The organism is Paraburkholderia dipogonis (genome assembly GCF_042680985.1).
GTDB lineage: Bacteria > Pseudomonadota > Gammaproteobacteria > Burkholderiales > Burkholderiaceae > Paraburkholderia > Paraburkholderia phytofirmans.
Window position 1 is genome coordinate 94,205 of the sequence record NZ_JBHUFR010000018.1, and the last position, 15,778, is coordinate 109,982.

Annotated in this window: 13 protein-coding genes; 1 reads left to right on the forward strand and 12 read right to left on the reverse strand. The window is 61.7% G+C overall.

What is annotated here, in order from left to right:
* Position 1: 1 nt before the first annotated feature.
* The 9 genes from phoU to ACFSNN_RS24065 form a co-directional block, all read right to left on the reverse strand.
* On the reverse strand, positions 2-706 hold the full coding sequence (gene phoU, locus ACFSNN_RS24025; protein WP_106309756.1) for a phosphate signaling complex protein PhoU: 705 nt from the start codon (positions 704-706) through the stop codon (positions 2-4).
* Between the two features lie 28 nt (positions 707-734).
* A complete protein-coding gene (pstB, locus tag ACFSNN_RS24030; RefSeq protein WP_134458310.1) occupies positions 735-1,583 on the reverse strand; it encodes a phosphate ABC transporter ATP-binding protein PstB in 849 nt (282 codons plus the stop codon).
* Positions 1,584-1,600: 17 nt separating this feature from the next.
* Positions 1,601-2,497, reverse strand: coding sequence for a phosphate ABC transporter permease PstA (gene pstA / locus ACFSNN_RS24035; RefSeq protein ID WP_134458308.1), 897 nt, complete (start codon positions 2,495-2,497; stop codon positions 1,601-1,603).
* Entirely contained in the window at positions 2,494-3,495 is a 1,002-nt protein-coding gene (gene pstC / locus ACFSNN_RS24040) for a phosphate ABC transporter permease PstC (protein ID WP_134458306.1), read from the reverse strand. The genes pstA and pstC overlap by 4 nt, the downstream gene beginning before the upstream one ends.
* 148 nt (positions 3,496-3,643) lie before the next feature.
* Positions 3,644-4,675 carry a phosphate ABC transporter substrate-binding protein PstS gene (pstS, locus tag ACFSNN_RS24045; protein ID WP_134458304.1) on the reverse strand — a complete coding sequence of 344 codons (1,032 nt, stop codon included), beginning with the start codon at positions 4,673-4,675 and terminating at the stop codon, positions 3,644-3,646.
* Positions 4,676-5,282: 607 nt separating this feature from the next.
* Positions 5,283-6,641 (reverse strand): phosphoglucosamine mutase, encoded by a 1,359-nt coding sequence (glmM, locus tag ACFSNN_RS24050; protein ID WP_134458302.1) that lies wholly within the window; start codon positions 6,639-6,641, stop codon positions 5,283-5,285.
* A gap of 28 nt (positions 6,642-6,669) precedes the next feature.
* Complete coding sequence (gene folP / locus ACFSNN_RS24055) at positions 6,670-7,569, reverse strand: dihydropteroate synthase (RefSeq protein WP_134458300.1); 900 nt, start codon at positions 7,567-7,569, stop codon at positions 6,670-6,672.
* Between the two features lie 82 nt (positions 7,570-7,651).
* On the reverse strand, positions 7,652-9,541 hold the full coding sequence (gene ftsH, locus ACFSNN_RS24060) for an ATP-dependent zinc metalloprotease FtsH (RefSeq protein ID WP_134458298.1): 1,890 nt from the start codon (positions 9,539-9,541) through the stop codon (positions 7,652-7,654).
* A gap of 188 nt (positions 9,542-9,729) precedes the next feature.
* A complete protein-coding gene (locus ACFSNN_RS24065) occupies positions 9,730-10,392 on the reverse strand; it encodes an RlmE family RNA methyltransferase (protein ID WP_106309781.1) in 663 nt (220 codons plus the stop codon).
* Between the two features lie 183 nt (positions 10,393-10,575).
* On the opposite strand from ACFSNN_RS24065, the gene ACFSNN_RS24070 reads away from it, so the two are divergent.
* Positions 10,576-11,103, forward strand: coding sequence for a YhbY family RNA-binding protein (locus ACFSNN_RS24070; RefSeq protein WP_012433844.1), 528 nt, complete (start codon positions 10,576-10,578; stop codon positions 11,101-11,103).
* A gap of 145 nt (positions 11,104-11,248) precedes the next feature.
* Here ACFSNN_RS24070 and ACFSNN_RS24075 read toward each other — a convergent pair whose 3' ends face one another.
* The 3 genes from ACFSNN_RS24075 to carB form a co-directional block, all read right to left on the reverse strand.
* Positions 11,249-11,758, reverse strand: coding sequence for a DUF4149 domain-containing protein (locus tag ACFSNN_RS24075; RefSeq protein WP_134458296.1), 510 nt, complete (start codon positions 11,756-11,758; stop codon positions 11,249-11,251).
* A 20-nt stretch (positions 11,759-11,778) separates the two neighbouring features.
* A complete protein-coding gene (gene greA / locus ACFSNN_RS24080; protein WP_012433846.1) occupies positions 11,779-12,255 on the reverse strand; it encodes a transcription elongation factor GreA in 477 nt (158 codons plus the stop codon).
* A 152-nt stretch (positions 12,256-12,407) separates the two neighbouring features.
* Positions 12,408-15,662 carry a carbamoyl-phosphate synthase large subunit gene (gene carB, locus ACFSNN_RS24085; protein WP_134458294.1) on the reverse strand — a complete coding sequence of 1,085 codons (3,255 nt, stop codon included), beginning with the start codon at positions 15,660-15,662 and terminating at the stop codon, positions 12,408-12,410.
* Positions 15,663-15,778 lie beyond the last annotated feature (116 nt).

Below are 15,778 nucleotides of genomic sequence, written 5' to 3' on the forward strand. Positions count from 1 at the left end.
ATTAACTGAGTGCTTCGCGTTCGAGCGCGTCGCGCGACTTGTGCCGCACATCCGTGCCCTTGACGATGTAGATGATGAATTCCGCGATGTTCTTCGCGTGGTCGCCGATCCGCTCGATCGCCTTGGCGATAAAGAGGAAGTCGAGGCCCACGGAGATCGAACGCGGATCTTCGGTCATGTACGAAATCAGCTTGCGCACGAAGGCGCGGAATTCTTCGTCGATCGCTTTATCGTCGCGCACGATCTGCGCGGCGGCGACCGTATCGAGACGCGCGAACGCGTCGAGCGCGCGGCGCAGAATCGACACCGCCATTTCACCCGACAGCTTGATTTCGGCGATATTGATGGTGCGCGAGGCGCCGTCTTCCATCAACCGCTTGGTGCGCTTGGCGATTTTTTCGGCTTCGTCGCCGGCGCGCTCGAGATTCGTGATGGTCTTCGAAATCGCGATCAGGAGGCGCAAATCACGCGCGGCCGGCTGACGGCGCGCGATGATGTTGCTGCACTCTTCGTCGATTTCCACTTCCATCTTGTTCAGACGGTCTTCCGCGGCGATCACCTGTTCGGCGATGTCGAGATCGAATTCGTTGAGCGCCTGCATAGCCTTGACGATCTGCGATTCGACCAGGCCACCCATTTCGAGCACCTTGGAAGAAACCAGATTCAGGTCGGCGTCGAACTGGCTGGACAGGTGTTTATCGGACATGTCGTACTCCCTTGTGTGGCTCGGCGTGTTAACCGAAGCGGCCAGTGATGTAGTCCTCGGTTTCCTTGCGGACCGGCTTGATGAAGATCTTTTCGGTATCGCCGAATTCGATCAACTCGCCGAGGTACATATAGGCAGTGTAGTCCGAACAGCGGGCCGCCTGTTGCATGTTGTGCGTGACGATCACCACCGTGTAATCGCTCTTCAGTTCGGCGATCAGTTCTTCGATACGGCCCGTCGAAATCGGGTCGAGCGCTGAACACGGCTCGTCGAGCAGGAGCACTTCCGGACGGATCGCGATACCGCGCGCGATACACAAACGCTGCTGCTGGCCGCCCGACAAACCGTAGCCGCTCTGGCCGAGCTTGTCCTTCACTTCGTTCCACAACGCAGCCTTGGTCAGCGCCCATTCGACGCGGTCGTCCATCTCCGAGCGCGGCAGCGTTTCGAACATCTTCACGCCGAACGCGATGTTGTCGTAGATCGACATCGGAAACGGCGTCGGCTTCTGGAACACCATGCCGATCCGTGCGCGCAAGAGCGAGATATCGCGCTTGGAGGTCAGCAGATTTTCGCCGTCCATCAGGATCTCGCCTTCGGCGCGCTGCTCCGGATAGAGCGCGTACATCTTGTTCAAAGTGCGCAGCAGCGTGGACTTGCCGCAACCCGACGGGCCGATGAACGCGGTCACCTTGCCTTCGGGAATCGCCAGATTGATGTTCTTCAACGCGTGATACTTGCCGTAGAAGAAGTTCAGGTCGTTGATCTCGATCTTCGGGCGCGACGGCGCCTGCGACTGGCCGCTCTGGGCGGGATCGAAACCGGCGGGCGCCGTGGGACGCGCGATCGGATTGAGTTGAGTTTCTGCCATATTCATCGGATTACACTCCGCCCTTACTTGTTCGAGAAGATCGTGCGCGCGAGGATGTTCAATCCCAGCACCGCGAGCGTGATCAGGAAGACGCCGGCCCACGCGAGCGATTGCCACTGCGCGAACGGGCTCATCGCAAACTTGTAGATCGTGACCGGCAGGTTCGCGACCGGCTGGCCCATGTCCACCGAGAAGAACTGATTCGACAACGCCGTGAACAGCAGCGGCGCGGTTTCGCCTGCGATACGCGCGACGCCGAGCAGCACGCCGGTGACGATACCCGCGATCGATGCCTTCAGCGTGATCGACAGCACCATCTTCCACTTCGGCGTACCGAGCGCGAAAGCGGCTTCGCGCAGTGCGTTCGGCACCAGTTTCAGCATGTTTTCCGTGGTGCGGATCACGATCGGAATCTGCAGCAACGCAAGCGCGAAGACGCCGGCCCAGCCGCTGAAGTGACCCATCTTCGCGACGACCAGCGCGTACACGAAGAGACCGACCACGATCGAGGGCGCCGACAACAGAATGTCGTTGATAAAACGCGTGACGCTCGCGAGCCAGCCCTTCTGACCGTATTCGGCGAGATAGACGCCCGCCAGAATACCGATCGGCGTGCCGACGAAAGTCGCGAGTCCGACCAGCATCAGACTGCCGACGATCGCGTTGGCGAGACCGCCGCCATCGGTGTTCGGCGGCGGCGTCGATTGCGTGAACAGTTCGACCGACAAGCCGCCGATACCGAGACGCAAGGTCGTGTACAGAATCCAGACAAGCCAGATCAGACCGAACGCCATGGCAGCGAGCGACATGGTCAGCGCGATCGCGTTCTTGGTGCGGCGGCGGCCTTGCAGACGCACGCGCATCGCTTCGAGCGCGGCGGCGTCGTTCGAACCCGGCATATTCAAAGTGGGCTGGCTCATTTCGCGCCCTCCGCTTTCTGAAGACGCAGCAGCATGATCTTGGAGATCGCCAGCACGATAAAAGTAATCACGAACAGAATGAGGCCGAGTTCCATCAGCGCCGACGTGTGCAGGCCCGGATCCGCTTCGGCGAATTCATTGGCGAGCGCCGACGTAATGCTGTTGCCCGGCGAAAAGAGCGACACGTTGTCGAGCAGATTGGTGTTGCCGATCACGAACGTGACCGCCATGGTCTCGCCGAGCGCGCGGCCCAGACCCAGCATCACGCCGCCGATCACGCCGCTCTTCGTAAAGGGCAGCACGATCTTCCACATCACTTCCCACGTCGTGCAGCCGATGCCGTACGCCGATTCCTTCAGCAGGACCGGCGTGACTTCGAACACGTCGCGCATCACCGAGGCGATGTACGGAATGATCATGATCGCGAGAATCACACCCGCGCACAAAATGCCGATGCCGATCGGCGCGCCCTGAAACAGCGCTCCGACCACCGGAATACCGCCGAGCACCGCGCCGAGCGGCTTCTCGAACCAGGTCGCGAAGATCGGCGCGAACACCAGCAGACCCCACATGCCGTACACGATCGACGGAATCGCGGCGAGCAGTTCGATCGCGATGCCGAGCGGGCGGCGCAGCCAGGCGGGCGAGAGTTCAGTCAGGAATAGCGCGATGCCGAAGCTGACGGGCACCGCGATGATGAGTGCAATGATCGAGGTGGCGATCGTGCCGTAGATCGGCACCAGCGCGCCGAATTGCTTGCTGGGTGGATCCCAGTCGGCGGTCCACAGGAAGCTGAGGCCGAATTGCTTGATCGACGGCATGGACGCGACGATCAGCGAGACGATGATGCCGCCGAGCAGCAGCAAAGTAACGATGGCGGAGAGGCGCGCGAGACCGCCGAAGATCACGTCGCCGGCGCGGCTGGGCGCTTTCTGCTGCGACGCGCTGCCGGGCGGGGTCGACCTGCTCGCGCCGGGCGCTAATTGGATATCGGACATGAGAGCCTGATGGACCTGTTTCCAGTTGCCGTACGACACGTGTCATGCGGCCGGTAGTGCCGGGGGTTAAAGCCATTGGCCGTCCTCACATGAGGACGGCCAACGTGTTACACACTGCGGATGCCGAGCGCTATGCCCGATGCGTCCCTTACTCGGCGATTGCCTTGCCCGAAGCGTCCTTCACCTTCGACTTCCATTGCGTGCGGATTTCCGACACGACCGAATCCGGCAGCGAGATGTAGTCCAGATCGTTTGCGGCTTGGGTGCCGTTCTTGAACGCCCAGTCGAAGAACTTCAGCGTTTCGCTGCCTTGCGGCGCCTTCTCTTGCGTCGTGTGAACCAGCACGAACGTCGCGCCGACGATCGGCCATGCGTTCTTGCCCGGCTCGTTCGTCAGGATCTGGTAGAACGACTTCGACCAGTCCGCGCCCGCTGCCGCTGCCTTGAAGGTGTCCGTCTTCGGCTCGACCACCGCGCCCGACGAGTTCTTCAGCGCGACATACGTCATGTGGTTCTGCTTCGCGTACGCCCATTCCACGTAGCCGATTGCGCCCGGCAGACGTTGCACGAAGGCCGCGACTCCGTCGTTGCCCTTGCCGCCCGTGCCCGTCGGCCAGTTGACCGTCGAACCTTCACCGACCTTCGACTTCCAGTCCGCGTTGACCTTCGACAGATAGTTCGTCCAGATGAAGCTGGTGCCCGAACCGTCGGCGCGGCGAACCACGGCGATGTCGGTATCCGGCAGCTTGACCTTCGGGTTCAGCGCAACGATCGCCGGATCGTTCCACTTCTTGATCTTACCCAGGTAGATGTCGCCGAGCACTTCGCCCGACAGCGTCAGTTCAGCCGGCTTCACGCCCGGCACGTTGACGACCGGCACCACACCGCCCACCACCGTCGGGAACTGGAACAGGCCTTCCTTGGCGAGTTCGTCGTCCTTCAGCGGAGCGTCCGAACCGGCGAAGTCGACGGTCTTCGCGACGATCTGCTTCACGCCGCCCGACGAGCCGATGCCTTGATAGTTCACCTTGCCGCCGCCGGACTTCTGATACGAGTCGGCCCACTTCGTGTAAATCGGTGCTGCGAAGGTGCTGCCCGCGCCGGTGATGTCTGCGGCTTGCGCTGCGATCGCGAAAAGCGCGCCAGCGACGCCAGCGAACACGGTTTGCATCAATTTCATGAGACCTCCAAAGGTGTGAGCGGTGTGAGCGTGTAAGACGAACACCGCGAAGCTTAGGGTCTCTTTGTGACAGTAACGTGACTTAACGTGAAACGGATGTGACAGTGGGATTACACGGCTGAAAGGCGCTTCGTCAGGGAAAACGCTGAGCTTCCGGCGAAGTTGGTGCCGCTCTTTAGATTAGACGAAGAAAGATGGGGCGCGAACGTTTGCGAGTGCGCGTTTGGGAAAAGATGCGGTGTGGGTGGTGTGGGATGCGGCGGCGGGTGAGATGGTGGTTGGAGTGTCGCTAGAGCGTTGGAATTGTTTTTTGGGGCGCCGGTTTTTGCGGCTCCGCGTTTTGGGGTGGCGCCTCTTGGTGCTGCGCGTTTGGACGCCGGTTTACCTGGCGATGTGCTTTCTTTTGTGGCGATGTGTCTTTTGCGCGGTTCGCTTTCTGAGTTCGCGACACTTGGTCGCGTGAAGCGTGAAGCGTGAAGCGCTGCGGGCGGTACGGACCAATTGCCGCGTGGTGATTGTGAGCTGAATTGCAGATTGCGGGCAGCAAGAGAGCGTCGGGACGATACGCTCGCCGTCCCGACGCCCTCTCGCCGCAACAGCGTGCGGCTTACGCCGTTGCCTCTTTCACGGCTCCGGCAATCGACTCCGCGTGCTGAAGCGCGTCGGCGGCATTTTCTGCTTCCACCATCACGCGCAGCACCGGCTCGGTGCCGGACGCGCGGATCAGCACGCGGCCGCGACCGTTCAGCGCGCTCTCGGCCTTGGCGATGGCGCGGCGGATCACATCGCTGCTCTTCCAGTCCGCGTCGGGCTTCATGCGCACGTTGATCAGCTTCTGCGGGAACAACGTGACGCCGTCGAGCAGGTCCGCGAGAGTCTTGTCGCTGCGCTTCATGGCCGCCAGCACCAGCAACGCGGAGACAATGCCGTCGCCCGTGGAATGGCGGTCGAGCGAAAGAATATGGCCGGAGCCCTCGGCCCCGAGTTGCCAGCCGTGCTCGCGCAACTGCTCGAGCACGTAGCGGTCGCCGACCGCCGCGCGGACGAACTTCACGCCGGCTTCCTGCAGCGCCACTTCCACCGCCATATTCGTCATCAAGGTGCCGACGGCGCCGTCCACTTTGCCGTCGGTCGCGACTCGATCCTTGACCAGGATGTACAGCAGTTCGTCGCCGTTGTAGAGGCGACCTGCCGCGTCGACCACCTGCAGACGGTCGGCGTCGCCATCGAGCGCGATGCCCAGATCCGCATGATTCGCGCGCACCGCACGCACCAGCGCATCCGGTGCGGTCGCGCCGACGCCGTCGTTGATGTTGAAGCCGTTCGGCGCGACGCCGATCGGAATCACTTCGGCGCCCAGTTCGTGGAACACGTGCGGTGCGACGTCATAAGCGGCGCCATGCGCGCAGTCGACCACCAGCTTCAGGCCGTGCAGATCGAACGCCGCCGGGAACGTGCTCTTGCAGAACTCGATGTAGCGCCCTGCGGCGTCGTCGAGACGCCGCGCCTTGCCGAGTTGCTCGGATGCCGCGCAGGCGAGAGGCAGATCGAGTTGCTCCTCGATCTGCGACTCCACTTCGTCCGGCAACTTGTTGCCGTCGGCGGAGAAAAATTTGATGCCGTTGTCGTAGTACGGGTTATGCGATGCACTGATGACCACGCCCGCGGCGAGCCGCAGCGCGCGCGTCAGGTAGGCGATGCCGGGAGTCGGCATCGGGCCGGCCAGCATCACGTCCACACCCGCCGCGGAAAAACCCGACTCGAGCGCGGCTTCGAGCATGTAGCCCGACACCCGCGTGTCTTTGCCGATCAACACGGTTGGCCGCGTGCCCGATTTGGCCCAGCGGTCCGCGCCTGCCAGCACCTTGCCGGCCGCGTAGCCGAGCCGCAATACAAACTCCGGCGTGATAGGCCCTTCGCCGACTTTGCCCCGAATGCCGTCCGTTCCGAAATAACGACGTGCCATGTTTTATCTTCCTCCTTGGCTTGTGGGTTCAACCGCGCGCGCGGCTGTGATTCGCCGCGTCGCGCATGGCTGCCCATACTTTCAATGCATCTACTGTTTGCGCGACGTCGTGCACGCGCAGAATCGCAGCGCCCCGTTCAGCGGCGCATACCGCCGCCGCAATACTGCCCGCGACGCGTTCCGGCGCCGGGCGTCCCACCACCGCGCCGACCATCGACTTGCGCGACATGCCGGCAAGAATCGGATACGGCCGCTCGGCTCGCGGCGCCGTATCCGGCAGATGCGCGAGCAGCGTGTAATTATGCTCGACTACGGTCTTGCCGAAGCCGAAACCTGGATCCACGCTGATACGAGCACGCGCAATGCCTGCCTGCTCGAGTGCAGCGATGCGCTCCTCTAGAAAATCGCGAACTTCGCTCACGACATCGTCGTAGACCGGCTCACCGAGCTGCATGGTCTGCGGCTCACCGAGCATGTGCATCACGCACAGGCCGCACGCGCTGTCGCGCACCGCGCCGATTGCGCCGGGCATCCGGAAACCCCAGATGTCGTTGATCAGATCCGCGCCGGCGGCCAGCGTGTGGCGCATCACTTCGGGCTTGTAGGTGTCGATCGACAAGGGCACGTTCGCGCCGCGCAATTGCTCGACGAGCGGGATCACCCGCTCCAGCTCTTCGTCGAGCGGCACCGGCGGCGCGCCCGGGCGCGTCGATTCGCCACCGATATCGATGATGTCCGCGCCGTCGAGCATCATACGCTCGGCCTGGCGCAATGCATCGCCGCGCATCGCGTATTTGCCGCCGTCGGAAAAAGAATCGGGAGTGACGTTCAGAATGCCCATGACCAACGGGCGTTCAAACGTCAACTTGAAGCGGCCGCATTGCAACGGCTCGGGAATGGGCAACAAAGGAAATTCGACTTTCGACACGGGGTAGTGCTTCGCGCAAACGGATAAATGCAAAACGGGCCGGTGTGAAACACACCGGCCCGCACTTTCTACTGGTCGCCTATCAGGCCGGCGCCGTTGCGCTGCCCGGCTTGACCTCGGTGCCCGGGCTGCCGCCCGACGAGGCGTCGGTTGCCGACGGCGGCGAGCTCTTCGGTGAACGCGGCGGACGGCCTGCCATGATGTCGTTGATCTGATCGGCGTCGATCGTTTCCCACTCCATCAGCGCGGCGGTCATCGCTTCGACCTTATCGCGGTTCTCGTCCAGCAAGCGCTTCGCGAGGTTGTACTGCTCATCCAGCACGCGACGGATTTCGGCATCAACCTTCTGCTGCGTCGCTTCCGAAATGGTGCGCGTGAAGCCGCGGCCAAACGGCGTAGCGTCGTTTTCGTCGTCGACGTAGACCATCGGTCCGAGTGCGTCCGTCATGCCGAAGCGAGCCACCATGGCGCGCGCGGTTTGCGTCGCCTTGTTGAAGTCATCCGACGCGCCGGTGCTGAGCAGGTTGAGGAACAGCTCTTCCGCGACGCGGCCACCGAACAGGATTGCGAGACGATCCAACAGGTAATCCTTCGAATACGTTTCGTTGTCATGCTCCGGCAACTGCCACGTCACGCCCAATGCACGGCCACGCGGAATGATCGTGACCTTGTGCACCGGATCGGCCTTCGGCAACAGCTTCGCGATCACCGCATGACCCGACTCGTGGTACGCCGTAGCGCGCTTCGATTCTTCGCGGATCACGGCTGACTTGCGCTCCGGGCCCATGAAGATCTTGTCCTTCGCGTCTTCGAAATCCGTCATTTCGACGATGCGCTTGCCGCGGCGAGCCGCGAACAAAGCTGCTTCGTTCACGAGATTCGCGAGATCGGCGCCGGAGAAGCCCGGCGTGCCGCGTGCGATGACCGCTGCGTCGACGTCGTTCGAGATCGGCACCTTGCGCAGGTGAACCTTCATGATGTGCTCGCGGCCGCGAATATCGGGCAGACCGACATACACCTGACGGTCGAAACGGCCCGGACGCAGCAGCGCCTTGTCCAGCACGTCCGAACGGTTCGTTGCAGCGATCACGATCACGCCCGAGTTCGCTTCGAAGCCGTCCATCTCGACCAGCATCTGGTTCAAGGTCTGTTCGCGCTCGTCGTTACCGCCGCCCATGCCGGCGCCACGATGACGGCCAACCGCGTCGATTTCGTCGATGAACACGATGCACGGCGCGTGCTTCTTGGCCTGCTCGAACATGTCGCGCACACGAGCCGCGCCGACACCGACGAACATTTCGACGAAGTCCGAACCCGAGATGCTGAAGAACGGCACTTTCGCCTCGCCGGCGATGGCGCGCGCCAGCAGCGTCTTACCCGTTCCCGGCGGGCCGACCAGCAGCACGCCGCGCGGAATGCGACCACCCAGCTTCTGGAATTTCTGCGGATCGCGCAGGAAGTCGACCAGTTCGGAGACTTCTTCCTTGGCTTCGTCGCAACCGGCGACGTCGGTGAAATTGATTGCGTTGTTGTTTTCGTCGATCAGACGTGCACGGGATTTACCGAACGAGAACGCACCACCTTTCCCGCCCCCCTGCATCTGTCGCATCATGTAGAACCAGAAACCGATGATCAGGATCGTCGGCCCGAGGTAGTACAGCGCGGACACCAGCGCGTTGGGTTCGTCATCAGCCTTGCCGCTCACCTGAACGCCATACTTCATCAGATCGCCGACCATCCAGATGTCGCCTGGCGACACGATCTGGTACTTCTGGCCGTCTGCTGGAGTGACCGTGAGGTTCCGCCCCTGGACAATGACGTTCTTGACTTTGCCGTTCTTCGCGTCGTCCATGAACTGCGAATAGGAAACGCCTTCCTGGACACGGGGCTTGTCGAACTGCTTGAACACCGTAAACAGCACCAGTGCGATAACCAGCCACACTGCTGCTTTCGAAAACATATTGTTGTTCAAAGCACCACTCCTTCACTTAGACGGGCGCCTACATTTGCCTTGCGGCACCACGAAAGCATTCTAATCCAGTCCGCAGACCCCTGCCATAAGGTTTCACTACCACAGAAATAGGACAGCGGGCCATTGCCGCACCCATTTCCGAGGCCATGATCGCATTATCGGCAGATGCGGGACCTTCCTGCAGCGTCCTATGCGGGCCGCTTGAGATGCTTACCCAAAATAAACGTTTCTGACGACTTGTCCCGCGAGGCTTTCGGCTTGCGGGCCGCCACCACCTTAAATTGATGCTTGAACTTTTCGACAATCTGGCTGTAACCGCTGCCGTGAAAGCATTTGACTAAAAGGGCACCATCCTGCTTCAGGTGATTCTGTGAGAATTCCAGCGCGAGATCGCACAGATGCTCGATTCGCGCGGCATCCGCCACCGCCACTCCCGACAGGTTGGGCGCCATATCCGAAATTACAAGATCAACCTGGCGTTCGCCGACCAATTCTTCCAGTTGACCGAGCACGGTGTCCTCGCGGAAGTCACCCTGAATGAATGTGACGTCGGCAATCGGTTCCATCGGGAGGATGTCCAGCGCGATGATCGTGCCGTCGATGCCACCTTCGCGCTCGGCGTCGCGCTGCGAACCCTTGGCAAGCTTGTTACGCGCGTACTGGCTCCAGCTGCCCGGCACCGAACCGAGGTCGACGATCACCTGGCCGGGACGGATCAGCTTGTCCTGCTCGTCGATTTCTTTGAGCTTGTAGGCTGCGCGGGCACGATAGCCTTCCCGCTGCGCCATTTTTACGTACGGGTCGTTGATGTGATCATGCAACCACGCCGTGTTGAATTTGTTTTTTGCCATTAAGCGTTGAACTCTTGCTGCGTTATGACACGCTTTAGGGGATAATACGCGGTTAATTCGCGCGGACGCCGCCAAAACTGGCAGTCATCCGCGATTCTGTTGTTCTGACGCGCCGCCCTGCGCAATTGGCCGAATCTCTCGGAAATGCAGGTGCCGCCATTTTAGTCGAGTCTCCCACTTTCCATGCCCGCCCTCAAAGTCTCTTCCGACCAACGCGCCGAGTTGCGCTCCCAGGCACATGCGCTCAAACCGGTCGTGCTCGTCGGCGCCGAAGGCTTGACCGACGCTGTGCTCTCCGAGATCAAGGTCCACCTTGGCGCGCATCAGCTCATCAAGATCCGCGTGTTCGGCGACGAACGCGAAGAGCGCATCGCGATCTATGAAGAAATCTGCGACAAGCTGAACGCCGCGCCGATCCAGCATATCGGCAAGCTGCTGGTGATCTGGAAGCCTGAAGCCGCACAGCCGGCCGTGAAGACCAAACGCGGCGCCCTGCCGAGCGCCCGCGAAGCCGCGGTGGAAGCCAAACCGGGTAAGGGCCGCGCGCCGCGCGTCGTGACCGTCGTGAAGCCCAGCGAAATCCCGATGCGCAAACCCAAGGCCAAAGCAGTCGTGGTGCGCGGCAATGAACGCGTGACGCAAGGCGGCAACATCAAGCGCGCCAAGAAGCGCCAGACCAGCGCGAAGCGCTCGCATCAGTCGTCGAAATAAGCGGATGATGAGCGGTGCGGGCGGTGTCCGCACCTTGACGTGGGCTGCTTGATCACGACCACAAAGCTCAACGTTGCTCACTCAGCAAGCGCGTCGCGCTCCAGCCTGCATACTCAGCGCCTGAACACAGCCATGGCCGCTCGTGTCAGCCGGCCACTTTCCCTGCCGTATCGCGACCGCTCTGCTCCGCCGCCGCGACACTCGCACCTGCAGGCAGCTTCCACACGAGCGCCACACCCAGCAGGCTTTCGATCAGATAGAACAGACTCGAGACGCCGTGCAGGATGCCGAAGCGCGTCGCATAAGCCGAATGCCCGACATCGCTGCCCGCCTCGAGCGCGGCAATGCGCATTGCATTCATAAAAGGCTGCAACGCAAAGTAACCAACCAGTACGCACACCAGCATGCCGGCGATTAGCCAGCGCAGCCGGCGATACGCATCGCCGCCGCGCCGAACCAGCACGTTCGCGAGACCGAGCAGCAAAATGCCGCACACTGCGCCCAGCACGCCTTCAATGCGAAACAGTTGCGCGGCCACCGCGCCGGCCGTCATCCGGTCGAGCGAGGTGAACAGCACGGGCGCGACGGCATAGCCGATAGTCAGCAGACTACCGACCCACACCACCGTCAATAACCGGAAAAATCGATGCGGCATCTGGGACACCGGAACCGCCTTCAAACGTAGCTAACCGCGATGATTTCGTATTCGCGCACGCCGCCCGGCGCCTGCACCGACGCAACGTCGCCTTCCGACTTGCCGATCAGGGCACGCGCAATCGGCGAGCTGATCGAGATCAAGCCATGGTCGATGTCCGCTTCGTCGTCGCCGACGATCTGATACTTGACCGACGCGCCCGAATCCAGGTCTTCCAGTTCCACCGTCGCACCGAACACCACGCGCCCGTCCGCTTCCACAGCCGCCGGATCGATGACTTGCGCGCCGGCCAGCTTAGATTCGATTTCGGCAATCCGGCCTTCGATAAAGCCTTGCTTTTCCTTCGCAGCGTCGTATTCCGCGTTTTCCGACAGATCGCCCTGGGCACGCGCTTCCGCAATCGAATTGATCACCGAAGGACGCTCAACCGATTTCAGGCGCTGCAATTCATCGCGCAACATTTCCGCGCCGCGCTTAGTCAATGGAACAGTGCTCATAAACAACTCTATGCAAAAAACAGCCGTAAAAAAAATCACCGCGGTTAAGTGCATTCCGCGGGGGCCGGAGCGCCGGGGCAAAGCCCGGCGTCAAGCACCTGCGGAACGCCGCTTAACCGCGGCACTTACATCTTGGACAGGTATTCGAAGCCTTAGTTTAGGCGAGCGTGCAGGCCTTGTAAATCATAGACTTCCAGGTCCTTCAAATAGCGCAAACCTTCCACAGCGGCGCGCGCACCGGACATGGTCGTGTAGTACGTGACCTTGTTCGCCTGCGCGCTCATGCGGATCGAACGCGAGTCGGCAATCGCGGCGCGGGTCTCGTCGACGGTCGTGAAGACCAGCGCGATCTCGCCGTTCTTGATCATGTCGACGATGTGCGGACGGCCGTCCTTCACCTTGTTGACGACCTTCACCGGCACGCCGGCCGCTTCGATCGCGGCGGCCGTGCCCTTGGTCGCGACGATCGGATAACCGAGTTCGTGCAGCATGCGCGCGACTTCGACGGCCTTCGGCTTGTCGGCGTCCATCACGGTCAACAGCACCGTGCCGGATTCCGGCAGACGCGAACCTGCCGCGAGTTGCGACTTGAACAGCGCCTCGCCGAAAGTCTGGCCCACGCCCATCACTTCGCCGGTCGAGCGCATTTCCGGTCCGAGCACCGGATCGACTGCCGGGAACTTGACGAACGGGAACACGGCTTCCTTCACGCTGAAGTACGGTGGATCGATTTCCTTCGTCACGCCCTGATCGGCGAGCTTCTGGCCGACCATGGCACGCGCCGCGATCTTCGCGAGCGGCAGGCTGGTCGCCTTCGACACGTACGGCACCGTGCGCGAGGCGCGTGGGTTCACTTCGAGCACGTAGATAACGTCTTCCTTCGAGCCGTCCGCTTGCGGCACCTGCTGAATCGCGAACTGCACGTTCATCAGGCCGATCACGTTCAGCGCCTTCGCCATCGCGCCGGTCTGGCGCTTCAACTCAGCGACGGTTTCCTTCGACAGCGAATACGGCGGCAGCGAGCACGCCGAGTCGCCCGAGTGCACGCCGGCCTGTTCGATGTGCTCCATCACGCCGCCGATAAACACGGCTTCACCGTCCGAAATGCAATCCACGTCGCATTCGATCGCGTCGTTCAGGAAGCGGTCGAGCAGCACCGGCGAATCGTTCGACACCTTCACGGCCTCGCGCATATAGCGCTCGAGGTCGCGCGGCTCGTGGACGATTTCCATCGCGCGGCCGCCCAGCACGTACGACGGGCGCACCACCAGCGGGTAGCCGATTTCGTCGGCGAGCTTGAGCGCCTCGTCTTCGGCGCGCGCCGTACGGTTCGGCGGTTGACGCAGGCCGAGGTCCTGCAGCAGCTTCTGGAAACGCTCGCGGTCTTCCGCGGCGTCGATCATGTCCGGCGACGTGCCGACGATCGGCACACCGTTCGCTTCGAGATCCAGTGCGAGTTTCAGCGGCGTTTGACCGCCGTATTGCACGATCACGCCGACCGGCTTTTCCTTGTCGACGATTTCGAGCACGTCTTCGAGCGTCAGCGATTCGAAGTACAGACGGTCGGATGTGTCGTAGTCGGTCGAAACGGTTTCAGGGTTGCAGTTGACCATGATCGTTTCGTAGCCGTCTTCGCGCATGGCGAGCGCGGCGTGCACGCAGCAGTAGTCGAACTCGATGCCCTGGCCGATCCGGTTCGGGCCGCCGCCCAGCACCATGATCTTCTTGTTGTTCGTCGGGTTTGCTTCGCACTCTTCCTCGTAGGTCGAGTACATGTAGGCGGTTTTCGTGGCGAACTCGGCCGCGCACGTATCGACGCGCTTGTACACCGGACGCACGTTCAACTCGATACGGCGCGCGCGCACTTCCATCGGCTTCGCGCCGAGCAGCTTCGCGAGACGCCGGTCCGAGAAACCGCTTTGCTTCAGATACTTCAGTTCTTCCTTGGAGAGGCTCGCGAGCGTGCGACCGGCCAGCGCCTTTTCCTTCAGGATGATCTGTTCGATCTGCGCGAGGAACCACGGGTCGATCGAGGTTTCTTCGAAAATCTCTTCGGCCGTCATGCCGACACGGAACGCGTCGCCCACGTACCAGATGCGATCCGGGCCGGCTTCGCCGATCTCGCGGATGATCTCGTCGCGGTTATCGGTCTTTTCGTCCAGACCGTCCACGCCAACTTCCAGGCCGCGCAACGCCTTCTGGAACGATTCCTGGAAGGTGCGGCCAATCGCCATCACTTCGCCGACCGACTTCATCTGCGTGGTCAGGCGCGAATCGGCTTCGCGGAATTTTTCGAACGCGAAACGCGGAATCTTGGTGACGACGTAATCGATGGTCGGTTCGAACGACGCCGGAGTCTGGCCGCCGGTGATTTCGTTCTTCAGTTCGTCGAGCGAGTAGCCGACTGCCAGTTTCGCCGCGATCTTCGCGATCGGGAAACCGGTCGCCTTCGACGCCAGCGCCGACGAGCGCGACACACGCGGATTCATCTCGATCACGACCATGCGGCCGTCTTTCGGATTGATCGAGAACTGCACGTTCGAACCGCCGGTGTCGACACCGATCTCGCGCAGCACCGCGAGCGATGCGTTACGCAGGATCTGATATTCCTTGTCCGTTAGCGTTTGCGCCGGCGCGACGGTGATCGAGTCGCCGGTGTGGATGCCCATCGGGTCCAGGTTTTCGATCGAGCAGACGATGATGCAGTTGTCCTTCTTGTCGCGGACCACTTCCATCTCGTACTCTTTCCAGCCGAGCAGCGACTCTTCGATCAGCAACTCGCGCGTGGGCGACAAATCGAGACCGCGCTTGCAGATCTCTTCGAACTCGTCGCGGTTATATGCGATGCCGCCGCCCGAACCGCCCAGCGTGAACGACGGGCGAATCACGACCGGATAACCGCCGCTGCCGGTTTGCGAAGCAATGTCCGCTTGTACCGCCAGCGCTTCTTCCATGGAATGCGCGGTGCCCGATTTGGCCGAACCGAGGCCGATCTTGGTCATCGCGTCCTTGAACTTCTGGCGGTCTTCCGCCTTGTCGATGGCTTCCGGCGACGCGCCGATCAGCTCGACCTTGTATTTTTCCAGCACGCCGTGCGCGTGCAGATCGAGCGCGCAATTCAGCGCGGTCTGGCCGCCCATCGTCGGCAGGATCGCGTCGGGGCGTTCCTTGGCGATGATGCGCTCGACCACTTCCCACGTGATCGGCTCGATGTAGGTCACGTCGGCCGTGTTCGGGTCGGTCATGATCGTCGCCGGATTGCTGTTGACGAGGATGACCTTGTAGCCTTCCTCACGCAGCGCCTTGCATGCCTGCGCGCCCGAGTAATCGAACTCGCACGCCTGGCCGATGATGATCGGACCCGCGCCGATGATGAGGATGCTCTTGATGTCTGTCCGCTTGGGCATAACGCTCTCGCTAAATATTCCTGTGTTCTTGCCAGATTCTGGCTATTCGCGCGCCGGCGGTATGCCGTCCGATTCCGTGATGCTGTCGAACGGCGTCGCCAGGCTCGCGTGTTCCG